Here is a 24861-nt window from a genome sequence, read left to right as displayed (position 1 = left end):
AGACCCCGGGGTATTGCAGCCAAGAAGAAACAGGGTCATTTGCCCACCTTCCATTCCAGATGATCCGGGCCCTGACCCACGGGAGACTTGAACGGCGCAAAGGTCGGTTGCGACTCTTTCGGCGCCGGGGCCTTTTCGATCCTGACACGCAGGTCGAACCATGCGGCCTGCCCGGTGACCGGGTCGGAATTGGACCAGCGTAGGCCGTCGCCCCTGGGCGGCAGCAGTTCGTGGATGAGGTGATTGAGCAGGAAACCGCGTGTCACCTCGGGGGCGTCGTTGCTGAGCGCCCAGGCGCCCTTGCGCTTGCCGATGGCGTTCCATGTCCAGACGGTGTTCTCGTTCAGCGCCGCCATATGGGCCACGGGCACCGTGATCTCGCCATGCGCCGAGGTCACGCGCGCCCAATCTCCTTCGGCAAAGCCGTGCTGCCGCCAGAGTTTCGTGGGCAGATAGAGTGGGTTCTGCCCGTGGATCTGCCGCAGCCAGGCGTTTTGCGTGCCCCAGGAGTGATACATCGCCATGGGCCGCTGGGTGAGGGCATGAACCGGGAATTCATCGGTGTCGATGCTGTCGTCCTCGAACGGCGGATACCAGATCGGCAGGGGATCAAGCGTGCGCCTGATCCGGTCGCGCAGGTGATCGGGCGGCTGGCGTTCGCCATGACCCTCGGCTGCAAGCTGAAAGCGGCGCATCGGTTCGACATAGAGATCGAAGACATAGGGCTGCGGCGCGTCATAGATGCCCATGCCCACGGCCCAGTCCTGATAGGCCGTGTTCCAGGGTTTGTAATATTGCGCGGCATCGGGAATATGGCTGACGAAAAAGCCGCCGTTCTCAATGTAGCGGTCGAGTTGTCCGGGGTTGGGTTCGCCGCGCCCCACCTCGCTGCCGTCGCCGCGAAAGCCCGCGAGCGGGCCGATGCCGGGTTTGCGCTCGTGGTTGACGATGTAATCGGCGTAATCGATGTATTTCGCGCCGCCGTCCGCATCGGTAAAGCCGGGCAGTTTCAGCTTGTTGGCAAGCTGGATCAGCACGGTCTGAAATCCGCGCACGTCGCGGTCGGGTTCGATCACCGGCCAGCGGATCGCATCCGCCGCCGCCTCGGCCTCGCAGATCGGCCGGTCGAGCAGCGAGATGCAGTCATGTCGTTCGAGATAGGTGGTGTCAGGAAGGATGAGATCGGCATAGGCGACCATTTCCGAGCTGTAGGCATCCGAATAGATGATGCGCGGGATAACATAGTCGCCGTTCTGATCGGTGTCGGTCAGCATCTCGATCACGCCGCGCGTGTTCATCGAAGAGTTCCACGACATGTTGGCCATATAGAGAAACAGCGTGTCGATCCTGTAGGGATCGCCCGCATGGGCGTTGGAGATCACCATGTGCATAAGCCCATGCGACGACATCGGGTTTTCCCAGGTAAATGCCTTGTCGATGCGCGCCGGGCTGCCATCCTCGCGCAGGGCCAGATCCTCGGGACCACGCACAAAGCCCAGGTGCGGGCCGTCGAGCGGGCTGTCGGGTCTGGAGTGGCAATGCGGGGTGGGATGGGCATGTGCGGGTTTCGGATAGGGTGGCTTGAACCGAAAGCCGCCGGGAACCTCGACCGTGCCCAGAAGGATTTGCAGCACATGTAGCGCGCGGCAGGTCTGAAAGCCGTTGGAATGGGCCGAAATGCCGCGCATGGCGTGAAAGCTGACGGGGCGGCCCGTCATGGTCTTGTGCGTCTCGCCGCGGAAATCGGTCCATTCGCGATCGAGCGTGATCGCCTCGTCAAAGGCGACGCGGGCGATCTCGGCGGCGATGCGGCGGATCTTGTCAGGCGTGATGCCGCAGCGCCCGGCCACCGCCTCGGGAGCGTATTGCGGGTCAAGATAGCGCTCTGCCATCAGGTGCATGACCGGGCGGTGCGTGATGCCATCGGCCTCGTGCGTGGCGTTCAGATCGGGGCGCACGCCGGGTTTGTCAAAGGCGGTTGGTCGGCCCGTGTTGCGGTCGATGACCAGCGGCTTGCCCTCTGTATCACGCAGGAAGAGGCCGTGTTCGGACGAGGCAGAATCGGCATTCACCAGCACCGGCGCGTTGGTGTAGCGGGCGAGGTAATCGAGGTCGATCTTGCCCGCGCGCATCAGTTCGTGGATGAGCGACAGGATGAACAGCCCGTCGGTACCGGGCGTGATGCCGACCCAATCGTCAGCCACGGCGTTATAGCCGGAGCGGATCGGGTTGACGCCGATCACCCGCGCGCCGCGCGCCTTGATCCGGCCAATGCCCATCTTGATCGGGTTGCTGTCATGATCCTCGGCCACGCCGAAGAGCATGAAGAGCTTGGTATGCTCCCAATCCGGCTGGCCGAATTCCCAGAACGCACCGCCCATCGTGTAGATGCCCGCCGCCGCCATGTTGACCGAACAGAATCCGCCGTGCGCGGCATAGTTGGGCGTGCCGAAATTCTGCGCCCAGAAGCTGGTGAAGGACTGCGACTGATCACGCCCGGTGAAGAAGGCGAGTTTCGACGGATCGTTCCTGCGGATCGGGGCCAGCCAGTCGGTCGCGATCTGCAGTGCCTCGTCCCACGAGATTTCCTCGAACTCGCCCGAGCCACGGGGGCCGACACGTTTCAGGGGCGCGCGCAGGCGCGAGGGGGCGTTGACCTGCATGATGCCCGCCGAACCCTTGGCGCAGAGCACGCCCCTGTTCACCGGATGGTCGCGGTTGCCCTCGATGTAGGCGACCTTGCCGTCCTTGATATGGACGTTGATGCCGCAGCGGCAGGCACACATGTAACAGGTGGTCTTGCGCACCTCGTCCGAAACATGCGGTGAGGTGTCGATGCGTGGTTGATGTGTCATGTCAGGCCCTTGTCCTCTGTCGGCGTCACGTTAGGGCAGACTGGGCGTGCCTGCGACCGTTTTCTCATTTGTTTGGATTTTCCGAACATATGTCTTGGGTATTCCGAAAATGCAGATGAATTTCCCGATCTGCCGGATCATGGCGAACCGAGGAGGCAGAGCGCGTCGGCGGCGATCCTGCGTTCTTCCTGCGCGGGAATGGTCCAGCAGGCGACGGTGGATGCGCCGGAATGCAGGCGGGGTCTTCCGGCCTCGTTGGCTGCCGCATCAAGCCGCGCCCCGAGCCAGCCGAGGCCCTCGACGATGCGGCTGCGGATGAGGGCGGCGTTTTCTCCGATACCGCCGGTAAAGGCAATGGCATCCAGCCCCTCCATCGCCGCGATGAGCGATCCGGCATGGCGGATCGCCCAGTAGCAGAAATGGTCGATGGCAAAGCGCGCCTCGGGGGTGTCCGCCTGCATCAGTGCGCGCATGTCCGAAAGACCGCCCGACAGGCCCCTGAGGCCGCTTTCATGGTTCAGCAGGTGATGGGTGGCCGTGATCCCGTCTTCCTCCGCCAGCCGCAGCACGGCATTGCCGTCAATCTCGCCGGTGCGGGTGCCCATGGTCAGGCCGTCGAGTGGAGAATAGCCCATTGTGCTGGCGACCGATTGCCCGTCACGGATGGCACAGATCGACGCACCGTTGCCGAGATGAAAGGCCAGCAGTCGCGCGGGAAGAGGGTGCCCGGTCCTGTCGGGGAACCCGTCAACCAGCGACGCATAGGAAATGCCGTGAAAGCCATAGCGCCGGATGCCGCGCGCCGCGATGGCGGGCGGGACCGCGTAGCGGGTGGCGACCTCGGGGTTGGTGGCGTGAAACGCGGTGTCGAAACAGGCGCATTGCGGCAGGTCGGGGGCGAGGTGCGCAAGCGTCTCGATTGCGGCGAGGTTGTGCGGGTTGTGCAGAGGGGCCAGCGGGACGCAAGCCTTGATCGCCGCCAGAACATCGGGAGTGATCCGCACGGGCCGGGTCAGACCTGCACCGCCATGCACGACACGATGCCCGGCGGCCCGAAACCGCGTGATCGGAAAGCCTTGATCCTCAAGCGCTTTCAGCAGGGCGTGCAGGGCAGTTGCGTGATCCGGCACATCCTGGGCGGATTTCATGCCGTCCAGTCTGAGCGTGCCGGGGCCGCCAATGCCATCGGCGATCCCGCTGAGGATTTGGTTTAGGGCGCTGTCAAAGATCGCGAGTTTGATCGAGGACGACCCGGCATTCAGAACCAGAACAAGATCTCCGTCGCCGGGTCCGGTCATGGATCAGACCACCTGTTCCCGCATGTCGGCGGGGTCGATGCCGGCGACGGCGACGGGTTTCTTCATCGCGTCGCGACGGAAGGGTTCGCCGAGTTCCTGGTTTATCATCGCTTCGATCAGGGTGGTCTTGTTGTTTTCCATCTGGTCCCGGATTGCCTGATCAAGGGCGGCGGTCAGTTCCTGCATGGTGCGGGCCACAACGCCCTTGAGGCCGCAGGCCTTGGCGATGCCGGCATAGCTGACCTGCTGATCCAGTTCGGTGCCGACGAAATTGTCGTCGAACCACAGGGTCGAGTTGCGTTTTTCCGCGCCCCACTGGTAGTTGCGGAACACGATCTGCGTCACGGCGGGCCATTCGGAGCGGCCGATGGCAGTCAGTTCGTTGACCGCGATACCAAAGGCGCCGTCGCCTGCAAAGCCGACCACGGGCGCGTCGGGACAGCCGATCTTGGCGCCCACGATGGAGGGCAGGCCATAGCCGCAGGGGCCAAAGAGGCCGGGGGCGAGGTATTTGCGGCCCTCTTCAAAGGCAGGGTAGGCGTTGCCGATGGCGCAGTTGTTGCCGATGTCCGAGGAAATAATCGCCTCGCGCGGCAGCGCGCTCTGGATCGCACGCCATGCCATGCGAGGGCTCATCCAGTCGGGTTTGTCGGCGCGGGCGCGTTCGTTCCAGGTGGTGCCGGGGTCGTCCTCTTCGTGATCCATCGAGGAAAGCTGCTGCGCCCAGGTGGATTTGGTCTTGGCGATCAGTTGCTTGCGCTCTGTACGGCCTGCATCGCCTGCGCTGTCGCCGAGTTTCGTTAGAATCGAGGTGGCGACCTTTCCGGCATCGCCCACGATGCCCACGGCCACCTTCTTGGTCAGGCCGATGCGGTCGGGGTTGATGTCGACCTGAATGATTTTCGCGTCGCGGGGCCAGTAGTCGATGCCATATCCCGGCAGGGTCGAGAACGGGTTGAGGCGGGTACCGAGGCAGAGCACGACATCCGCGCGGGAAATCAGCTCCATCCCCGCCTTGGAGCCGTTATAGCCCAGAGGCCCGGCAAAGAGCGGGTGCGAACCGGGAAAGGCATCATTGTGCTGATAGCCCACACAGACCGGCGCATCCAGCCGCTCGGCCAGTTGCCGCGAGGCATCTATGGCCCCCGCGAGCACCACACCCGCGCCGTTGAGGATCACCGGGAATTTTGCCTCCGTCAGCAGCCGTGCGGCTTGGGAGATGGCGTTTTCGCCGCCTGAAGGGCGTTCGAACTCGACGATGGCGGGCAGGTCGATGTCGATCACCTGTGTCCAGAAATCGCGCGGGATGTTGATCTGGGCAGGTCCCGATGCGCGCCTGGCCTGAAGGATAACGCGATTGAGGGTTTCGGCGATCCGGGTGGGATCGCGGACCTCTTCCTGGTAAGCGACGCAATCGGCAAAGAGGTTCATCTGCTCCATTTCCTGAAAACCGCCCTGACCGATGGTCTTGTTGGCGGCCTGCGGGGTGACGAGCAGGAGTGGCGTGTGGTTCCAGTAGGCGGTTTTCACGGCAGTCACGAAATTGGTGATGCCTGGGCCGTTCTGGGCGATCATCATCGACATCTTGCCGGTGGCGCGGGTATAGCCATCCGCCATCATTCCGGCGCTGCCCTCATGGGCGCAGTCCCAGAAGGTGATTCCCGCCTTGGGAAATATATCCGAGATCGGCATCATGGCCGAGCCGATGATGCCGAAAGCATGTTGAATTCCATGCATTTGCAGGGTTTTGACAAAGGCTTCTTCGGTGGTCATTTTCATCGGTTCAATCCTTTGGAATCGGAGGCGCGAATGGTCTGCGCGAGGCAATCTGGGGTGAACCTACCCCCGGCGAACCAGAGCTTCTAGGGCCAGACTTGGATGGTGGATATGTCCAGAAATCATTATTATTGAGAATTACAGTATCAATAATAGAAATAAAGTCAATGGTTGTGCTCTGAGGTCGCCGGAGCGTTTTCAGCGCAACCATTTGGAATAAATGGTAAACAATCCAACTGAACGATCAGGCGGTGTTTTCCGCGCTCAGGGCCAATTCGCCGGCCAGCCGCTCGATGCCGGCGGCGATCCGGGCCGAGGAAATCGAGGAGTAGGCCAGGCGATAGAAATTGCGGGGCCGGTTTTCGCCGTGAAAGAACGGGTGACCCGGTTCGACCAGCACGCCCTTTGCGCGCAGCCGCGCATCCATACGACCCATGTCCACATGTTCCGGCGCCTGCATCCAGATCGACGAGCCGCCGAACACGCCGCGTCCGGCGACGTCCAGCCCGTGCTCGGCCAGCGCCGCCTCCATCGCGCTGCGGCGGCGGGCAAAGACCTGACCCATCCGGCGCACGAGGCTGTCGTAGTGACCAAGGCTGAGAAAATAAGCCGCCGTGCGCTGGATATGGCCCGGCGGATGGCGCAGGACAGAGGCGCGCAGCGCGCGGCATTCGCGGATGAACGATCTGGATCCCACCAGATAGCCAAGCCGCAAACCGGGGAAGATCGACTTGGAGAAGGAGCCGACATAGATCACCCGTCCTTCGGTATCGAGGGACTTGAGCGCAGGCAGGGGCGGACGCAGAAAGGAGATTTCGAATTCGTAATCGTCTTCGACGATCAATGCCTCCATCTCGGCGGCCCGCGCCAGCAACGCCCGACGGCGGGCGAGCGGCATGGTGGCATTGGTTGGCGCCTGATGGCTGGGCGTGGTAAAGATCACGTCGGCGGCATCGGGCAGCGCCTCGGGGGGCAGGCCGTCGCGGTCCACATTCACCGGGGCCAGATGGCAGCGCGATTGCATCAGGATGTCGCGCAATGCGTGGTAGCAGGGGTTCTCGATCACCGCCGTGCGGCGCTGTGTGAGCAACACCTGCGCGGTCAGCCAGAGCGCGTTCTGTGCGCCCATTGTGACAAGGATTTCAACGGGTTGCGCGATTATGCCACGGCGGGGCAGGGTATGGCGGGCGATGAATTCGATCAGCTTGGGATCGTCCCGATCGTAGTAATCGGCGGTCAGCGACTGAAAGTCCTTTTGCCCCAGCGCCTGCAACGCGCAATGCCGCCAGTTGGCGTGGTCGAACAGCGCCGGATCGGTCTGGCCATAGATGAAGGGATAGGGATAGCGCGCCCAGTCCTGCGGTTTCTCGGGCGTGTCGCCGCCGGTAAAGCGGCGACCGAGCGCGCGCGCCCAGTCGATCGTGTCGCTGCGCGGCGAGGGCGCGGCAAAAGCCGGGGGTTCCGGTGCGTTTTCAGATACATAATAGCCGGATCGGTCACGGCTTTCGAGATAGTCATTAGCCTGCAACTCGGTCAATGCAAGAGTGACGGTGATCCGGCTCACACCCAAGTGCGCGGCCAGTTTGCGGGAAGAGGGCAGTTTCTCGCCCTTGCGGAAACGCCCCGACAGGATGCCCTGCGCGATCATCTGCTGGATCTGCGCCTGAAGCGTGCCCTCCGCCTCGGGGGCGAGAAAGAATGTCTCTACCGGAATCGCCATGAGGTCCAGATTAGTCTGGACTTATGAGTTTCGCAATCTGGCATGGTCGTGGGGATGGAGGCTGTGTGCATCGGGTACATCGCGTGCGCGGGTTGTGTACGCGCGATCAGGCGGCGGGAAAGAACCGGTCAAAGGCGGCCTCTCCAGCCGCGGTAAAACGGACGATCCGGGTGTCGGAGACGCGGCGGACCCAACCCAGCCCCTCGATATGAGAGAGCAGTCCGCGACCCAGGCGACCGGCGAGATGCGCCCGGCGTTCGGACCAGTCGAGACAGTCGCGGCACATCGCGGTGCGGGGCGAGGGGAGGGAGGCCAGATCGAGCCCGAGGCCGGTGACAAAATCGCGCCCGGCGTCGGAGAGCAGGAGCGCCGCGCCGTCGCGCCGCAGAAAGCCGCGCGCCAGCAGGCTGTCATACATGCGGGTGCCCATGTCGCCGGCGAGGTGGTTGTAGCAGACCCTTGCGCGGCGCAGGTCCGGGTCGCGGGGGCCGGGGCGGCTGCGCAGGTGGCCGGAACCCGCGGCAAGCCCCATCAGGGTTTCGAGCAGATGCGCGACATCCTCGGAGGCGAGGCGGAAGTATTTGTGCCGCCCGGCGCGCCGGAGGGTGATGAGCCCCCCTGTTTCAAGCCTGGCGAGGTGCGTGGAGGCGGTTTGCAGGGTCACGCCCGCCTCGCCCGCCAGTTCGGTGGCGGTCAGGGCCTTGCCGCTCATCAGGGCGGTCAGGATGTTGGCGCGGGCCGGGTCACCGATGAGGGCGGCGATGCGCGAGATGTCGGGGCCTGTTTTCATGGTTCGATGTTAACCGAAGCATTAACGTGGGGCAATCGGTTAGATCGCAGACCGCAACCATTTGGAAAGGAGTCCCGTGCCATGCTGACTTGTGTGATTCGCTATCGTATCGACCCGACGAAAAAGGAGGAGTTTGTTCATTATGCCCGCAACTGGGGTGAGGCGATCCCGCGCTGTGGGGCGGAGTTGATCGGGTATTACGCCCCGCATGAGGGCAGCAGCACGCTGGCCTATGGCATTTATAACATTCCCTCCCTGGCGGAATATGAGGCCTATCGTGCCCGCTTGGCCGCTGATCCTCTGGGGCGTGAGAACTATGAGTTTGCGCAGCGCGAGCGGTTCCTGTTGCGGGAGGACCGGGTTTTCCTGCAACGTGTCGGCGGGGCTGAAACGGGCCGGCGGATGCAGGAGGGTGTGTGATGATTGCGGTGATATTCGAGGTGATCCCCGGCGAAGGGCAGAAAGCGCCCTATCTGGACATGGCCGCGAAGATGCGGCCCCTGGCCGAGGCGATCCCCGGTTTCATCAGCGTCGAGCGGTTCGAGAGTCTGACACAGCCCGGCAAGCTGTTGTCGCTGTCGTTCTGGGAGGATGAGGCGGCGGTCATCCGCTGGCGGCAACTGGCCGAGCATCGCGGCGCGCAGCGGGCAGGGCGCGAGGTGATGTTCGACGATTACCGCCTGCGCGTCGTCAGCGTGATCCGGGACTATGGCAAGTTCGAGCGCGACGAGGCCCCCGAGGACAGCCGCGCGGCGCATGGCGGCTGACATGGCACTCGCCAAGCTGTGATTTGATCGGGGGATATTCCGGCGCTAGCCAAGAGGCATCTCGAACAGAGGCCTTTTGGCATGGTATTGAACGAAAAAATCATTCTCTCGCCGCAGGATCGGCTGGACGGGTTGGCGCTGCTCATCCTGCGGCTGGGGCTGGCGTGGTTCATATTCCTGTGGGCGGCGCACAAGATCATCACGCCCGCGCAATACCAGAGCCTTGCGCGCGCGGTCGACGGGGTAGAGGTGAGCCTGGCGCAGGTCTATCTGGCGGGGGGCGTGCAGATCGCGCTGTGTCTGCTGGTGGTGTTGGGGGTGTTTCGCTATTTCTCTTACGCCAGCCTGCTGGCGATGCATTTTTTCACCGTGCTGCGGCGGCTTGACGGGTTTCTCGATCCATTCGCGGTGAATGCGCGGGGTTTTCCGGTCAACCGCAATCAGGTTATCGACCTGGCGGTTCTGGCGGCGTTTATCGCGCTGGTGCTGCTGATCCGGCGGGATCATTTCAGCGTCGGCGGCTGGCTGGCGCGGCACGACCGACCGAAGTGGTGGATGTAGCGATTGGGTCTGGTGCGGCGGCGGCACGCTGCCTAGAAAGGAGGACAATCGAAAACGAAAGGATCCCGAACAATGCCGAGCATCACCCGTCATCACACCGGCCCCCGGATGAGCCAGATCGTCATCCATAACGGCACTGTCTATCTGGCGGGGCAGGTGGGCAATCCCGGCGACAACGTGACCGAGCAGACGAAAACCTGTCTGGCGCAGGTCGACGCCCTGCTGGCAGAGGCGGGCAGCGACAAGACCCGCATCCTGCAAACCATCGTCTGGCTGGCCGACATGAAGGATTTTGCCGAGATGAACGCGGTCTGGGATGCCTGGGTGCCGCAGGGTCATACCCCCGCCCGTGCCGCGGGAGAGGCGAAGCTGGCGACGCCCGACTACCTGGTCGAATTCATCGTGACCGCCGCGCAGGGCTGAGCGTCTGCGCCTTATTCCCGGTGCAGATACCCCCGCCGCAGGCGTCCCCGCGGCGGGGCGGAGTGTGGGCCTTTCATGGGTCATGGACGGCCCCGACCGCTTGCGCTATCAGGCGGCGAGACGCAATTTCCATGAGGCGCTGACATGTCTGCCCACGGCACTCCGATTCCGATGACCTCGCATAAATGCAGCCCGCTGACGGGCCGCGCGGATGTGCCCGGCGACAAGTCGATCTCGCATCGCTCGCTCATTCTGGGCGCGCTTTGTGTGGGCGAGACGGTGATTACCGGGTTGCTTGAGGGCGAGGATGTGCTGGATACGGCCAGGGCGATGCGCGCCTTTGGCGCCGAGGTGACGCGCGACGACGACGGCACATGGCATGTGCATGGCGTGGGCGTGGGCGGCTTTGCCGAGCCTGCCAATGTGATCGACTGCGGCAATTCGGGAACGGGCGTGCGGCTGATCATGGGGGCGATGGCGACCTCGCCCGTCACGGCGACGTTTACCGGCGATGCCAGTCTCAACAAGCGGCCGATGGCGCGGGTGACCGATCCGCTGGCGCTGTTCGGCGCGCAGGCGGTGGGGCGGTCCGGCGGGCGTCTGCCGATGACCATCGTGGGGGCCACCGATCCGATGCCGGTGCGCTACGAGGTGCCGGTGCCCTCGGCGCAGGTGAAATCCGCGGTGCTGCTGGCCGGGCTGAACGCGCCGGGGCAGACCGTGGTGATCGAGCGCGAGGCGACGCGCGATCATACCGAGCGGATGCTGGCCGGGTTCGGCGCCGAGATCGTGACGGAGGTGACCGAAGAGGGCCGGGTCATCACCCTGACCGGGCGACCCGAGCTGAAGCCGCAGAGCATCGTGGTGCCGCGCGATCCGTCGAGTGCCGCGTTTCCGGTCTGTGCGGCGCTGATCGTGCCGGGATCGGATGTGCTGGTGCCGAATATCGGTCTCAATCCGACGCGCGCGGGCCTGTTCACCACGCTGCGCGAGATGGGGGCCGATCTGGAGTATGAGAACCTGCGCGAAGAGGGGGGCGAGCCGGTGGCCGATCTGCGTGCGCGGTTCTCGCCCGATCTGAGGGGCATCGAGGTACCGCCCGAGCGCGCAGCGAGCATGATCGACGAATACCCGGTTCTGTCGGTGGTGGCCGGGTTTGCCAAGGGCGCGACCGTGATGCGCGGGGTCAAAGAGCTGCGGGTCAAGGAAAGCGACCGGATCGCCGCCATGGCGGCGGGGCTGCGCGCGGGTGGGGTCGAGGTCGAGGACGGCCCCGACTGGTGGATCGTGCATGGTCGCGGGCATGGCAATGTGCCGGGCGGGCAGGTCTGCGCCAGCCATCTCGATCACCGGATCGCCATGTCGTTCATGGTGATGGGCATGGCCGCCGAGGCCCCGGTCGGGGTCGATGACGGCAGCCCGATCGCCACCTCCTTTCCGATCTTCGAGGGGCTGATGGCGGGTCTCGGGGCCGATATCCGGCGCGGACAGGCACCTGCCTGACGCTTTGCCCGGGGGGCGCAAAAGACTGTGATCGCTGTGTGAGCCCCATTGTTAACCGGCGGAAATACGCCATAGATTCGCGCCATGGATGAACGCACTCCCAGACATGCAACACTCACGCCCCCGCCCGTTCGGGTGGGCCTGTTGCGCACGCTCCTGCGTCTTGGGGCGGCCGTCGTTCTGGTGATTGCGTTGCATCATCTCTTTATCCGGGCCGAAGCCTGGATTGCCCAGAGCGCGTACAGCTGGGCGATGCCGGGGCTGATGCTGGCGGTGCTGGTGATCTATGCGCTGCTCATCGCCATTCCGTTCGTGCCGGGGGTCGAGATCGGTCTCGGCGTTCTGGCGGTGAGCGGGCCGGAAATGGCGCCGCTGGTCTGGCTGGCGACGGCCAGCGGTCTGACGCTGGCCTATATGGTTGGGTGCAAGGTGCCCTATCGCTGGCTGCACAGGTTTCTGCTGGATATGCACCTGACCGGGGCTTGCCGCTTGCTCGAACGGTTCGAGGGGATGCGCCCCGAAGAGCGGGCTGCGCTGATGCAGTCCCTGCTGCCCGCGCGGTATTTTGGCTGGGTCATCAGGTATCGCTACGTGAACATGGCGGTTCTGATCAACATTCCCGGCAACTCGCTGATTGGCGGGGGCGGGGGAATCGCGCTGCTCTCGGGTCTGTCTGGCATGTTCCGACCGGCCTGGACGATGCTGACCATCGCGGTTGCCACGGCACCCGTGCCGCTGGCGATCTGGCTGTTTGGCTGGGAAATTCCCTGGGGCTGAGGTCTGCGGCGCGCGCGATGCCGCGCGCGGGCGATTTTCTGACGGTTGCGGGCTGTCCCCTGTGCGCCTATGGCTTATGTTCCGCGCAGGCGCGTCAGAAGCAGGATACCCCGGATGTCGAACGATCCTCTTGTAGTTTTCACCCCTTCGGGCAAGCGCGGGCGCTTTCCCGTCGGCACGCCGGTCCTGACCGCCGCGCGGCAGCTGGGGGTCGATCTTGATTCGGTCTGCGGCGGACGCGGGATTTGCAGCAAGTGCCAGATCACGCCGGGCTATGGCGAGTTTTCCAAGCATGGCGTCACGGTGCGCGAGGATGCGCTGTCGGAATGGAACGCGGTCGAGGCGCGCTATGACGAGAAACGCGGGCTCAAGCCGGGCCGCCGTCTGGGCTGTCAGGCGCAGATCATGGGCGATGTGCTGATCGACGTGCCGCCCGAATCGCAGGTTCACAAGCAGGTGGTGCGTAAGGCGGCCTCGGCGCGGGTGATCGAGATGGACCCGGCGACGCGGCTGTATTTCGTCGAGGTGGACGAGCCCGACATGCACGAGCCGACGGGCGATTTCGAGCGGCTGGCGCGGGCGTTGCGCGAGCAGTGGGAAATCCCCGAGATCGCCGTCGATCTGAGCCTGCTGGCCAAGTTGCAGCCGGTGCTGCGCAAGGGCAAGTTTCAGGTCACGGTGGCGCTGCACAAGGGCCACCGCGACACCGTTGCGCGGGTGCTGGAGATATGGCCGGGGCTGCATGAGAGCGGGCTGTTCGGGCTGGCGATCGACCTTGGCAGCACGACCATTGCCGCGCATCTCACCGATCTGGAAACCGGCGAGGTCAAGGCATCATCGGGGATCATGAACCCGCAGATCCGCTTTGGCGAGGATCTGATGAGCCGGGTGAGCTATGCGATGATGAATCCCGGCGGCGACCGGGAAATGACCGCCGCCGTGCGCGATGCGATCAACACGCTGGCGGGCGAGATCGCCGGGGAGGCGGGGATCGACGCGGGCCTGATCGTCGAGACGGTGTTTGTCTGCAACCCGGTCATGCATCATCTGCTGTTGGGGATCGACCCGGTGGAACTGGGGCAGGCGCCGTTTGCGCTGGCCACGTCGGGCAGTCTGACGCTGGAGGCGCGGCAGCTGGATCTGGCCGCGATCAATCCGCGCGCGCGGGTCTATATCCTGCCGTGCATCGCGGGCCATGTGGGGGCGGATTGCGCCGCCGTCGCGCTGAGCGAGGAGCCGGGCAAATCCGAGGATCTGGCGCTGATCGTCGATGTGGGCACCAATGCCGAGATCCTGCTGGGTGACAAGACCCGCGTGCTGGCCTGTTCCTCGCCCACCGGCCCGGCCTTTGAGGGGGCGCAGATCAGTTCGGGGCAGCGTGCAGCGCCGGGTGCTATCGAGGCGATTCGCATCGATCCCGTGACCAAGGAGCCGCGATTCCGCGTGATCGGCTGTGACAAGTGGTCGGACGAGGACGGATTTGACGAAGAGGTTGGCGCGGGCGGCATCACCGGCATCTGCGGATCGGGGATCATCGAGGCGGTGGCGGAGCTGCGCATGGCGGGGCTGCTGGATGAGGGCGGGCTGATCGGATCGGCCGAGGCCACCGGCACCGCGCGGATGCAGGCCGAGGGGCGCACGCATGCCTATCTGGTCCATGACGGGACAGAGCATGGCGGCCCGCGCATCACCGTCACGCAGGGCGATATCCGGGCGATTCAGCTTGCCAAATCGGCGCTTTACGCGGGCGCGCGTCTGCTGATGGACGAGCGCGGGGTGGACAAGGTGGACCGGGTGGTTCTGGCGGGGGCGTTCGGCGCGCATATCTCGCCGCTGCATGCGATGGTGCTGGGGATGATCCCCGACGTGCCGCTGGACAAGGTCACATCGGCGGGCAATGCGGCGGGCACCGGCGCGCGCATCGCGCTGTGCAATGTCGCGGCGCGCGCCGAGATCGAGCGGGTGGTCGGGCAGATCACCAAGGTGGAAACCGCGATCGAGCCGAAATTCCAGGAGCATTTCGTCGCCGCCAACGCGATCCCGCACAAGACGGATCCGTTTCCGGAGTTGCGCAAGATCGTCAGCCTGCCAAGTCCGAGTTTCAACACCCACGGCGAGGGTGACGGCGAAGGCGGTCGGCGCAGGCGGCGGAGGGGGTGAGCGGGGCCTGACCGCGAGCGGTCCCTTGCGCGGAATCAGAGCGCGCCTTGGCGCGCTCCCGCGCAGCGCCCGTCCGCCCCCCGGGCGGGCGCTTCTGCAACGCTGCACACCCGTGCAATCGTTCAAATACTTGGCGCCATAAACTGCCACCCACAGCCGTTGCAGCGCCCACCCGCGGACGGGCACTGCGCGGGGCTTGCCCTTGCCCCGCCTGCGCGCGACACTCGGGGCGCAATCGGAGGGCGAGACATGGCGGATATGGAGCGGCGGATCGCGCAGGGGCGGGGCGATGTGCCGGCCGATCTGGTGTTGCGTGGCGGGCAGGTGTTCGACCTGATCACCGGGGCGATGATCGCGGGCGATGTGGCGATCTGTGGCGACACCATCGTCGGCATAGGCGCGGAGTATGAGGGGCGCGCGGTGAGTGATGTCGCGGGCCTGACTCTGGTGCCCGGATTCATCGATACGCATCTGCATATCGAAAGTTCACTGGTCACGCCGTTCGAGTTTGACCGTTGCGTGACGCCGCACGGCGTCACCACGGCGATCTGCGATCCGCATGAGATTGCCAATGTTCTGGGGCCGGAGGGCATCCGGTATTTTCAGGCCGCATCCGAGCATACGGTGATGGATATCAAGGTGCAGCTATCGTCTTGTGTGCCCTCGACGGACATGGAGACGTCGGGGGCCGAGATCGGGGCCGATGATCTGCGCGCGGTGATGGGGCACCCGTCCGGCATCGGGCTGGCCGAGGTGATGAACTATCCCGGTGTGATCCACCGCGATCCCGGCATGATGGCCAAGCTGGCGCTCTTTGAGGGCGGGCATATGGACGGGCATTGCCCGCAGCTTACGGGGCGTGACCTGAACGCCTATTGCGCGGCGGGCATCCGCACCGAGCATGAGGCGACCACGCCCGAGGAGGCGCTGGAAAAGCTGCAAAAGGGTATGCGGGTGCTGATCCGCGAGGGATCGGTCAGCAAGGATCTGCACGCGCTCGCGCCGCTGCTGACGGATGTGACCGCGCCCTATATGTGCCTGTGCACCGATGACCGCAACCCGCTGGATATCGCCGAAGAGGGGCATCTGGATCACATGATCCGGGAGTTGATCGCGATGGGCTGTCCGGTGCTGGCTGCCTATCGCGCGGCGTCGCTGTCGGGGGCCGAGGCGTTCGGGCTGAAGGATCGCGGGCTGATCGCGCCGGGGCGGCGGGCGGATATCGTGGCGGTGGGATCGCTGGCGGCCTGCGATGTGCGGCTGGTGTTCTGCGGCGGGGTGGTAGCGGATGACGCCGCCTTTGCCGCGCGGTGCGAGGTGGCGCCGGTGGGGCGGCATTCGGTCAGGGCGCCGAAGGTCACGCCGCAGGATTTCCGGCATGGCGGCAACCGGGCGGAGACCGATGTGATCGGGATCATCGAGGGCAAGATCCTGACCGAACATCTGCACGAGGATATCGTGCCGGTGGATGGCGACAAGCGGCCCGATGCGACCCGCGATCTGGCGCGCATCGCGGTGATCGAGCGGCACGGGCGAAACGGCAATATCGCCACCGGTTTCGTGCGCGGGTTCGGGATGCGGGCGGGGGCCATTGCCTCGACCGTGTGTCACGATCACCACAATATCGCCTGTGTCGGGGTGGATTACGCCGATATGGCGCTGGCCGCCAATCGGCTTGGTGAAATCGAGGGCGGTTTCGCGGTGGTGCGCGACGGCGCGGTGCTGGCCGAACTGCCGCTGCCGGTGGCGGGGCTGATGAGCCTTGAGCGGTTTGAGGTGGTGCGTGACCGGCTGGTCGATCTGCACGCGGCGGCGGTGTCGCTGGGCGTGGGGCTGCGCGAGCCGTTTTTGCAACTGGCGTTTCTGGCGCTGCCGGTCATTCCGGCGCTCAAGATCACCGACCGGGGGCTGGTCGATGTGACGCGGTTCGAGATCATCGGGTAGGGGGTGGGGTGATGCAAGCGGAGCGGGCTGGATTGATGCGGTCATTTGATCTGACACCCGCGCGAACAGCACCGAAGGTGCCGCGCGATCGCCAGACCGCCCCCCGGTCTGGCGATTTTGAGGTGTAGTGCAACGCTTGGGGGTTACACGGTCTTGGCCGACATAAAGCGGCAGTTCCCATCGTTGCGTCGCCAGCCCGCGGTCTGGCGATCGCGCGGCACTTCGACCAGAAGTCCGATGGCAGCATCATGCCCGGTTGGCCCGGTTCAGAACGCCTTGAAAGTCAGCGTCGTCTCGGTCCGCTCGATGCCGTCGATGTCGAGCAGGTTGTCGTTGATGTATTTGCCGATATCCTCGGTTTCGGGGATGTAGAGCTTGAGCAGCAGGTCGAAGGGGCCGGAGGTCGAATATAGCTCTGAATGGATCTCGCGCAGGGCGATGGCCTCGGCCACGCGATAGGAGTGGCCCGGCTTGCAGCGGATATTGATGAAGACGCAGCGCATGTGGGGCTCCTGTTGTCGTGGATCTTGGCAGAACGGGTGCTATTCCCCGTCCTGGATCGTCATGTGACGCGCGCGCGCGCCGCGTTCGATGGCGGCGGCGTGCAGGCGGTCGATATTCAGCTCATAGCGGATTTCCTCGAGCAGGCGCAATTCGCGGTCATTGAGTGAGCCGTCGGCGGCGGCCACGTCGCAGGCCATCGCATAGGCGGTCTCGTAGAGACGTTCGGGCAGGTTGGCGCGGATCAGGCCAAAGAGCGCATCGAGCCCGTCCTCGACGCTGAACAGATCAAAGACGGTCTCCGACATGACACGCAGTCGGTCGAGATCGTAATCGGCAAAGATCGGCAGGTTGTTGACCGTGCTCTCGATCTTGACCAGTTCGGCGGTGCGCATGTTCTCGTCCGACGCGGAGACGGCGATCATCACCGCCACAAGGCAATCCTGCGGGGTGAGCGGATGGGGGATCGGTTCGATCATCGGGGGCCTTTCGCGCCGGGCGGTGTTGCGGTGCAGAATATTGACTGTTCCGCCCCCCGGCAATAGGTAGCGGCGGTGCCTTGCCGGTGTTTCGGCATGGGAAAACCTGGAGACGGTGCGATGTCTGATCTGCGCGACGCTGCGATGCAGTCGAAAGCCTGGCCTTTTGAAGAGGCCCGGCGCGTGCTCAAGCGCTATGAAAAGGCACCACCCGCCAAGGGTCATGTGCTGTTCGAGACGGGTTACGGGCCGTCCGGCCTGCCGCATATCGGCACGTTCGGCGAGGTGGCGCGCACCACGATGATCAAGCGGGCGTTCGAGCTGATCAGCGATATCCCGACGCGGCTGATCTGTTTTTCGGACGATCTGGACGGGATGCGCAAGGTGCCGGGCAATGTGCCTAATCCCGACGCGCTGCGCGAGCATCTGCAAAAGCCGCTGACCTCGGTGCCCGACCCGTTCGGCAAGTTCGAGAGTTTCGGAGCGCATAACAACGCCATGCTGCGGCGTTTCCTCGATACCTTCGGGTTCGAGTATGAATTCATCAGCGCGACCGAGTTCTACCGCTCGGGGCAGTTCGACGAGGTGCTGCTGCGCGCCGCGCGCGAGTATGACAAGGTGATGGCGATCATGCTCAAGTCCCTGCGCGAGGAGCGGCAGCAGACCTATTCGATCTTTCTGCCGATCCATCCCGAAACGGGCCGGGTGCTTTACGTGCCGATGAAGGAGGTGAACGCCGAGGCGGGCACGATCACCTTTGACGACGAGGACGGGCGCGAATGGACCCTGCCGGTCACGGGTGGCAACGTCAAACTGCAATGGAAGCCCGATTTCGGCGCGCGCTGGGCGGCGCTGGGCGTGGATTTCGAGATGTATGGCAAGGATCACTCGACCAATACGCCGATTTATGACGGCATCTGCCGGGTGCTGGGAGCGCAGCCGCCAGAGCATTTCACCTATGAGCTGTTTCTTGATGAGAACGGGCAGAAGATTTCCAAAAGCTCCGGCAATGGTGTGTCGATCGACGAATGGCTGACCTATGCGGCGACCGAGAGCCTGTCCTATTTCATGTATCTCAAGCCCAAGACCGCCAAGCGGATGCATTTCGACGTGATCCCCAAGGCGGTGGACGAATATCACCAGCAGTTGCGCGCCTATCCCGGACAGACGCCGGAACAGCAGCTTGCCAATCCGGTCTGGCATATCCACGGCGGTGCGGTGCCCGAGAGCCGCATGGTGGTGCCGTTCTCGATGCTGCTCAATCTGGCGTCGGTCTCTGCGGCGCAGGACAAGGAGACGCTCTGGGGGTTCATCCGCCGCTACGCGCCCGAGGCCAGCGCCGGGACGCATCCCGATCTGGATGCGGCGGCGGGTTATGCGGTCCGGTATTACGAGGATTTCGTCGCCCCGGCCCGTGTTTACCGCGCGCCGACCGATCTGGAGCGTGAGGCGCTGACCGACCTGCGCGATCAACTGGCGGCTTATGACGGCCCGGTCGAGGACGAGGCGTTGCAGGCCATCGTCTATGCGGTGGGGCGTGACCGGTTCGATCCGCTGCGCGACTGGTTCAAGGCGCTTTACGAGGTGCTGCTGGGGGCCAGCCAGGGGCCGCGTTTCGGCGGGTTCATCGCGCTCTACGGTGTCACGGAAACCGTGGCGCTGATCGACAAGGGGCTTGCGGGCGAGCTGGGCTGAACCCCGCCGTCAGACCGACATCGCCAGAACCCGGCTGATCTCGGTCAGGGAGCGGCCGGATTGGGCGCGCCATGTGTTGAACGCGTCCTGCACGGCGCGCAGGGCGGATTTCGAGGTGGCGGGTTTGTCGATCACGCCCTCGACGATCAGCCGCGCGGTGACATCCCGCGACAGGATGAAACCGTCGCGCCGCATGAAGCGCATGGCGTAGGTGCCGGTATTGCCACCCAGGCGCGCGCCCTGCGTTTTCAGCAGGTCGAGCAGGCCGATGTAATCCGCGGAGGGCCAGCCGCCCAGCACCGCCCCCGCGCCGCCCCGGTCGCGCAGCGACAGCAGGAAGGCGGCATTGTCGCGCACGCTGGCGATCTTGGTCCCGTGGCGCACGATGCGGGTGTCGGTCAGCAGCGCATCGAATTTCGCATCGTCCATCATGGCGCAGCGTCCGACGTCGAACCCGTCAAAGGCCGCCTCGAAGCCGGGCCATTTGTTCTCGATGACCTTCCAGTTGAAGCCGGACTGGAAGATGCATTTCGCAATCGTGCTGAGCCACCTGTGATCGGGGATCCGCGCCAGATCGGTTGCGGGCAAGGGCGGTTCCAGCATCGCCTCCAATGCGGTCTCGCCGCCCTTGCGGTCGGCTGCGATCCGGAAGATTTCGTTGAAATGGCGCATGATTGTCTCCGTTCGGTCGGGCGGATTTTGACCGGACGTGAAGGGGATGGCAATGGCGAAACATTTGTGCCAGATCAAGGTCAGGGCAGCGGCGTGCCGTTAAGATCAGGGCAGGAGGACGTGATGAAATATCTGGGTGGAGTGATCCTGATGGCGGTCGTGGCGGCCTGTGTGCAGGCGGTGTCGATGCCCGATGCGGATGAGGGCGCGGCGATCTTTGCCGAAAACTGCGTGCAGTGTCATGGGGTTGGCGGGCGGGGCGACGGGCCCTGGGCCGCGGGACTGACGCCTGCGCCCAGCGATCTTGCGCAACTGTCGGTGGATGGCGCGTTTCCGCGGGCGCGGGTGTTGTCGGTGATCGACGGCTATGACCGCACCGGCCTGCCGGGGCACGAGATGCCGGAGTTTGGCGCGTTGCTCCGGGGTGAGACCGTGCCGATAGATGTGGGCGACGGGGTGCTGACGCCGACGCCGCGTCCGCTGGCGGCGCTGATGGCCTATCTGGAGAGTATCCAGGAAGGGTGAGGGCGCTATTTGCGCTGGAACGCGATCATCACCAGCGCCAGCAGCGACGAGCCCAGCATCAGGAGCAGCGAGACCGCGTTGAGCAGCGGGGTCGAGCCCTCTTTCAGCCGGTCGAACATGGCGATGGTCAGCGGCGCGTCCGAGCCGACCAGCATCAGCGTGGTGTTGAAATTCTCGAAGCTCATGAGAAACGCCACCACGAAGGCGCCGATCATCGCCGGCATGAGGTAGGGAATGGTGATCGTGCGGATCGCCGTCAGCCGGTCCGCCCCGAGATTCAGCGCCGCCTCTTCCAGCGTGCGGTCGAATTTCTGCAACCGGGCGGAAATCACCAGCGTGGCGATGGTGGTGATGAACGAGAACTGCCCGAGGATCACCAGCATCAGGCCGGGGCGCAGGGCGGTCACATCCCATTGCGCCGCGTCCCAGGCGATATTGGCCACGCGGCTGGAGAACACCAGGATCGAGATGCCCAGCACGATGCCCGGAATGACCAGCGGCAGCAGCATCAGCACATAGAGCAGGCCGCGCCCGCGAAACTGATAGCGGTTGAAGAGAAAGGCGTTGGTCGTGCCCACGGCAAGCGACAGCGCCGAAACCGCGATCCCGACAAAGGCAGAGGTGCCGATGGCGCGCAGGATGGGACGTTCGTGAAACACGCCGATCTGCGGGCGGGTATCGCCGAAAAACCAGTTCCAGGTGAAACCCTGCCACGGCAGCGAGGGAAACTGGCTGTCGTTGAAGGCAAAGACCGCCACCACCGTCAGCGGCAACGCCAGATAGACGAAGAAGGCGACGATATAGCCCGTGTAGATCAGGCGATAGGCGCGCGGCTGGGGCATCGAGGGGATCATTGGCGGCGCTCCCTCATCCCATGGTCTTTTCGAGCGTCTGGCCGGTGAGGCGCAGCATCGCCCAGACGATGACCGACGACAGGATCAGCAGCATGAAGCCGAAGGCCGCCCCCAGTTCCCAGTTGAAGCGCACGATGAACTGCGAATAGATCAGCTGGGTGAACCACAGGCTGTCCTTGCCTCCCAGCATGGTGGGGGTCAGGTAATTGCCGAGGCTCAGCATGAACACCACGATAGAGCCGGCGACGATGCCGGGCGTGGCGTGCGGGATGATGATCTCGCGCAGCACGCTCGGCCCTGATCCGCCCAGATCGTAGCCTGCCTCGATCACCGCGTCATCAAGGCTCTGCAATGTGGTCACAAGCGGCACCACCATGAACAGCATCGAGGTATAGACCAGCCCCACCATCATCGCCGCGTCGTTATACAGCATCTCGACCGGCCCCGAGGCGATGCCGAGATATTGCAGCAGCGACGAGATCACGCCGGTTTCGCGCAACAGGATCATCCAGCCGAATGTGCGCACCAGTTCCGACACCCAGAACGGCACGAGGCAGAGCAGAAAGAGTGCGGATTGCACGCGCCCGCGGGCGATCTTGGCGATGTAGAAGGACACCGGAAAGGCGATCAGCAGCGTGATCGCGGTGGCGAGGATCGACATGACGGCGGTGCGCATGAAGGTGCGCAAGTAAAGCGGTTCGCCAAAGAAGGTCAGGTAGTTGGCCGGGCTGGTTTCATACTGTGCCACGCCCACCCGCTCGCGTAGCGACAGCAGCGCCATGTCGATATGCGGGATGATGATCAGCAGGCTGAGCCACAGCAGGAGCGGCGTCAGCAGCAGGATGAAGCCGAGCCTTGCATGCGCCTGCATCACGCCGCCCCCGTCCGGGCAAAGCAGTTGCTTTGCGCGCCGGACCAGCCGATATGCACCGCGTCGCCGCGTCCCAGATCGGCGAATTCGCCGGATTGCGGCAGTGTGACCTCGATCTCCGGGCCGCCCTGATCCGATTGCACAAGGATGCGGCTGGCGGCACCGTTGAACAGCAGGCTGGTCACCCGCCCCGACAGCCGGTTGTCGAACTGCGCCAGATCGGCATCCTGCCGCGCCAGCCGGATCGCCTCGGGGCGGACATAGATTTCGGCGCGGTCGCCGGTGGCGAGCGGGCGGCCATGCGCGGTGGCCTGCATCAGAAGCCCCCCCTCGGTGCGCAGGCCCAGCGTGCCGCCCGATGCGGTCTCGACCCGGCCGGACCAGCGGTTGCTGTCGCCCACGAACCCGGCGACAAAGGCGGTTTCGGGCCGGTAATACAATTCCTGCGCGGTGCCCACCTGTTCGAAGCGCCCGGCGTTCATCACCGCGATCTGGTCGGACATCACCAGCGCCTCGGACTGGTCGTGGGTGATGTAGACAAAGGTCGTGTCGAACGCGGCCTGCAACGCCTTGAGCTCGATTTTCATATGTTCGCGCAGTTTCAGGTCGAGCGCGCCCAGCGGTTCGTCGAGCAGCAGCACATCGGGCTCCAGCACCATGCAGCGGGCGATCGCCACGCGCTGTTTCTGCCCACCGGACAGTTCCTCGACCTTGCGGGTGGCGATATCGGGCAGGCCGATGCGTTCCAGCACCTCGCCCACCTTGCGGGTGATCTCGGCCCTTGGCAGGCCCTTGCGGCGTAGGCCGTAGCCGATGTTGTCGGCGATGTTCATCATCGGGAAAAGCGCGAGATGCTGGAACACCATGTTCACCGGCCGCTTGTTGGGCGGCACGTCCAGCACCGAACGGCCCTTGATGCGGATATCGCCGCCCGAGGGGGCGAGAAAGCCCGCGATCATCCGCATGATCGTGGTCTTGCCACAGCCCGACGGTCCGAGGATCGAAAAGAACGACCCGGGCGGCACCGAAAATGACACATCGTCAACGGCCAGAGCCGCGCCGAACCGTTTGGTCAGGGCATCGCATTCCAGGTCGGGGGTCATGGGCTATCCGATTGATCCGTCAAAGAAAACGGCGCCCGCAGGGGGCGGGCGCCGGTTGGTGTCATTCAGGCTTCAATGCGCCTGAACGCGGTCGAGCACGCCGCCCTCGATGGCCTCAAGGCCAGCGGGCACGGGCGGATACCACTTGATGTTGTCAACCGCCTCTGGCGGGAAGCTGGCCTGATACTGCGCCTTGAGTTCGGCGGAGGCGTATTCATCCGCGCCCTTCGATGCGGTGAAGTTGCCGGCGGATTCCGTGATCTTGGCCGCGACGTCGGGGCGCATCACGTAGTTGATCCAGTCATAGGCGGCCTGATCGGCCTGTCCCTTGGCGGGCAGCACGAATGTGTCGATCCAGCCCAGCGCACCCGAGGCGGGCGCGACAAAGGTGATGTCGGGGTTGTCCGAGTTCAGTTTCCAGCCGCCGGTATCCCATGCCATCGAGGCCACCACCTCGCCCGAGCGGACGAGGTTCATCAGCTCGTCGCCGCCGCTCCAGTAGGTCTTGACGTTGGGTTTGCACTCTTTCAGCTTGGCCTCGACCTTGGCCATGATCTCGGAATAGGCGGCCTCGTCGCCATAGGCGGCGAAGGGGTCCATGCCCATGGCAAAGGCGAAACCGATCAGCGTCGGGCGTTTCAGGCGGTAGGATACCTTGCCCGCGACATCGGCGCTGCACAGATCGGTGTAATCCTTGACCGATCCGGCCTTGGCGGTATCGACCACAAGGCCGCTGGTGCCCCAGACATGCGGCACGCCGTAGACCTCGCCGCCGACGGTCGTGTTGGCCTTGGTCGCGGCCAGCATCGAGGCGATGAACTGGCTTTCGTCGATCTTGGACAGGTCCATCGGCTTGTAGATGCCGAATTCCTCTTGCGGGCCGGTGATGCGGTCCTGGCTGGGCTGGGCAAGGTCAAAGCCGCCGCCGCCGGTGGCGCGCAGCTTGGCGATCATTTCCTCGTTGTTGGAAAGCGTCACCTCGACCTTGTGGCCGGTTTCGGCCTCGAAGGCGGCGATCACATCTTCGGGGGCGTAACCGCCCCAGGTGAGCAGGCGCAGGGTCTCGGCGCTGGCCGACTGTGCAAGGCCCGCGACGCAGAGCGCGAGGGCCGAAGCGGTTAGTTTCAAGGTGTTGAGCGGTTTCATGGTCTTCCCTTCCGGACAGGTTGATTCTGGTGTTTTGCCGTTTTTTGCAGCAGCTTGCGGTTTTTTTCCCGTTTGGTCAATTTCAATGTTCGCGGGGCGCGCGCCGATGTTCGTTTCTGCGCGCATATGGGCGTATAGGGCAGGGATGTGAGGGTTTTGTGACGCGAGACGAAGCGTTTGGCGCAGGGGGGGGCCGGGCCGCGCGGTCGACGGGCCGCGGTCTGGCGATGGGGCGGTGGTAGTTGCCGCTTTATCCCGCCAAATCCGTAAGGCCCTGAAGCGTTGTGCTGCGCCTCAAAATCGCCAGGCCGGGGGGCGGCCCGGCGATCCGCGCGGCGGCGAAGCAAGCTGCGCCTTGGTTCCGCGCGGGGCAAAGTCCACACCGCGTCGTTAAGGCTCGTCATCCCCGCGAAGGCGGGGATCTCTTGCAACCTGTCGCGC

22 protein-coding genes are annotated in these 24861 nt (G+C 64.5%); 10 read left to right on the top strand and 12 right to left on the bottom strand.

The annotated features are described in order from the left end of the window. Positions 1 to 35: 35 nt before the first annotated feature. From BSG08_RS03565 to BSG08_RS03545, 5 genes are all read right to left on the bottom strand, one after another. Positions 36 to 2855 carry a molybdopterin oxidoreductase family protein gene (locus tag BSG08_RS03565; RefSeq protein ID WP_093032203.1) on the bottom strand — a complete coding sequence of 940 codons (2820 nt, stop codon included), beginning with the start codon at positions 2853 to 2855 and terminating at the stop codon, positions 36 to 38. A 137-nt stretch (positions 2856 to 2992) separates the two neighbouring features. Next, positions 2993 to 4153 carry an acetate/propionate family kinase gene (locus tag BSG08_RS03560; RefSeq protein ID WP_093032200.1) on the bottom strand — a complete coding sequence of 387 codons (1161 nt, stop codon included), beginning with the start codon at positions 4151 to 4153 and terminating at the stop codon, positions 2993 to 2995. Between the two features lie 3 nt (positions 4154 to 4156). Continuing rightward, positions 4157 to 5932 carry a sulfoacetaldehyde acetyltransferase gene (gene xsc, locus BSG08_RS03555; RefSeq protein WP_093032197.1) on the bottom strand — a complete coding sequence of 592 codons (1776 nt, stop codon included), beginning with the start codon at positions 5930 to 5932 and terminating at the stop codon, positions 4157 to 4159. Positions 5933 to 6173: 241 nt separating this feature from the next. Continuing rightward, the gene (gene pdxR / locus BSG08_RS03550; RefSeq protein ID WP_093032194.1) at positions 6174 to 7649 is read right to left on the bottom strand and encodes a MocR-like pyridoxine biosynthesis transcription factor PdxR; all 1476 of its coding nucleotides are present in this window, start codon (positions 7647 to 7649) and stop codon (positions 6174 to 6176) included. A gap of 106 nt (positions 7650 to 7755) precedes the next feature. Continuing rightward, on the bottom strand, positions 7756 to 8439 hold the full coding sequence (locus BSG08_RS03545) for an ArsR/SmtB family transcription factor (RefSeq protein WP_093032191.1): 684 nt from the start codon (positions 8437 to 8439) through the stop codon (positions 7756 to 7758). Between the two features lie 81 nt (positions 8440 to 8520). Here BSG08_RS03545 and BSG08_RS03540 point away from each other — a divergent pair, with 81 nt between their 5' ends. The 8 genes from BSG08_RS03540 to ade all read left to right on the top strand — a co-directional run bounded on the left by BSG08_RS03540 (position 8521) and on the right by ade (position 16574). Further along, positions 8521 to 8859: an NIPSNAP family protein gene (locus tag BSG08_RS03540; RefSeq protein WP_093032188.1), complete on the top strand. Its 339-nt coding sequence runs from the start codon at positions 8521 to 8523 to the stop codon at positions 8857 to 8859. Next, positions 8859 to 9206 (top strand): antibiotic biosynthesis monooxygenase family protein, encoded by a 348-nt coding sequence (locus BSG08_RS03535; RefSeq protein ID WP_093032186.1) that lies wholly within the window; start codon positions 8859 to 8861, stop codon positions 9204 to 9206. The genes BSG08_RS03540 and BSG08_RS03535 overlap by 1 nt, the downstream gene beginning before the upstream one ends. 81 nt (positions 9207 to 9287) lie before the next feature. Beyond that, positions 9288 to 9767 (top strand): hypothetical protein, encoded by a 480-nt coding sequence (locus tag BSG08_RS03530; protein WP_093032183.1) that lies wholly within the window; start codon positions 9288 to 9290, stop codon positions 9765 to 9767. Positions 9768 to 9839: 72 nt separating this feature from the next. Beyond that, the gene (locus tag BSG08_RS03525; RefSeq protein WP_093032180.1) at positions 9840 to 10190 is read left to right on the top strand and encodes a RidA family protein; all 351 of its coding nucleotides are present in this window, start codon (positions 9840 to 9842) and stop codon (positions 10188 to 10190) included. Between the two features lie 144 nt (positions 10191 to 10334). Further along, positions 10335 to 11693, top strand: coding sequence for a 3-phosphoshikimate 1-carboxyvinyltransferase (aroA, locus tag BSG08_RS03520; protein WP_093032177.1), 1359 nt, complete (start codon positions 10335 to 10337; stop codon positions 11691 to 11693). Between the two features lie 84 nt (positions 11694 to 11777). Then, entirely contained in the window at positions 11778 to 12470 is a 693-nt protein-coding gene (locus BSG08_RS03515) for a hypothetical protein (RefSeq protein ID WP_093032174.1), read from the top strand. Positions 12471 to 12584: 114 nt separating this feature from the next. Beyond that, entirely contained in the window at positions 12585 to 14630 is a 2046-nt protein-coding gene (locus BSG08_RS03510; RefSeq protein ID WP_093032171.1) for an ASKHA domain-containing protein, read from the top strand. Between the two features lie 249 nt (positions 14631 to 14879). Continuing rightward, the gene (gene ade / locus BSG08_RS03505; RefSeq protein ID WP_093032168.1) at positions 14880 to 16574 is read left to right on the top strand and encodes an adenine deaminase; all 1695 of its coding nucleotides are present in this window, start codon (positions 14880 to 14882) and stop codon (positions 16572 to 16574) included. 266 nt (positions 16575 to 16840) lie between these two features. Here ade and BSG08_RS03500 read toward each other — a convergent pair whose 3' ends face one another. Further along, positions 16841 to 17077 carry an Lrp/AsnC ligand binding domain-containing protein gene (locus tag BSG08_RS03500; protein ID WP_093032165.1) on the bottom strand — a complete coding sequence of 79 codons (237 nt, stop codon included), beginning with the start codon at positions 17075 to 17077 and terminating at the stop codon, positions 16841 to 16843. A gap of 39 nt (positions 17078 to 17116) precedes the next feature. Then, a complete protein-coding gene (locus tag BSG08_RS03495; protein WP_093033256.1) occupies positions 17117 to 17554 on the bottom strand; it encodes a tellurite resistance TerB family protein in 438 nt (145 codons plus the stop codon). A 120-nt stretch (positions 17555 to 17674) separates the two neighbouring features. On the opposite strand from BSG08_RS03495, the gene BSG08_RS03490 reads away from it, so the two are divergent. Next, entirely contained in the window at positions 17675 to 19249 is a 1575-nt protein-coding gene (locus tag BSG08_RS03490) for a lysine--tRNA ligase (RefSeq protein WP_093032162.1), read from the top strand. 9 nt (positions 19250 to 19258) lie between these two features. On the opposite strand, the gene BSG08_RS03485 is transcribed toward BSG08_RS03490, so the two are convergent. After that, positions 19259 to 19921: a DNA-3-methyladenine glycosylase I gene (locus BSG08_RS03485; RefSeq protein WP_093032159.1), complete on the bottom strand. Its 663-nt coding sequence runs from the start codon at positions 19919 to 19921 to the stop codon at positions 19259 to 19261. A gap of 123 nt (positions 19922 to 20044) precedes the next feature. Between BSG08_RS03485 and BSG08_RS03480 the strand changes: the two genes are divergently transcribed. Then, positions 20045 to 20446, top strand: a complete 402-nt coding sequence (locus tag BSG08_RS03480) for a c-type cytochrome (protein ID WP_093033253.1) — start codon at positions 20045 to 20047, stop codon at positions 20444 to 20446. A 5-nt stretch (positions 20447 to 20451) separates the two neighbouring features. Here the strand turns inward: BSG08_RS03480 and BSG08_RS03475 are convergent, their stop codons facing one another. The 4 genes from BSG08_RS03475 to BSG08_RS03460 all read right to left on the bottom strand — a co-directional run bounded on the left by BSG08_RS03475 (position 20452) and on the right by BSG08_RS03460 (position 24420). After that, a complete protein-coding gene (locus tag BSG08_RS03475; RefSeq protein WP_093032156.1) occupies positions 20452 to 21300 on the bottom strand; it encodes an ABC transporter permease in 849 nt (282 codons plus the stop codon). A 13-nt stretch (positions 21301 to 21313) separates the two neighbouring features. Continuing rightward, complete coding sequence (locus BSG08_RS03470) at positions 21314 to 22171, bottom strand: ABC transporter permease (protein ID WP_093032153.1); 858 nt, start codon at positions 22169 to 22171, stop codon at positions 21314 to 21316. Further along, on the bottom strand, positions 22171 to 23274 hold the full coding sequence (locus tag BSG08_RS03465) for an ABC transporter ATP-binding protein (protein WP_093032150.1): 1104 nt from the start codon (positions 23272 to 23274) through the stop codon (positions 22171 to 22173). The genes BSG08_RS03470 and BSG08_RS03465 overlap by 1 nt, the downstream gene beginning before the upstream one ends. A 72-nt stretch (positions 23275 to 23346) precedes the next feature. After that, the gene (locus BSG08_RS03460; RefSeq protein WP_093033250.1) at positions 23347 to 24420 is read right to left on the bottom strand and encodes an extracellular solute-binding protein; all 1074 of its coding nucleotides are present in this window, start codon (positions 24418 to 24420) and stop codon (positions 23347 to 23349) included. Between the last annotated feature and the right edge of the window lie 441 nt (positions 24421 to 24861).

The sequence above is a fragment of the Roseovarius azorensis genome (genome assembly GCF_900109455.1).
GTDB classification, from domain to species: Bacteria; Pseudomonadota; Alphaproteobacteria; order Rhodobacterales; family Rhodobacteraceae; genus Roseovarius; species Roseovarius azorensis.
The sequence above is the reverse complement of the archived record's forward strand: the minus strand, read 5'-3'. Positions and strand labels throughout refer to the sequence as shown.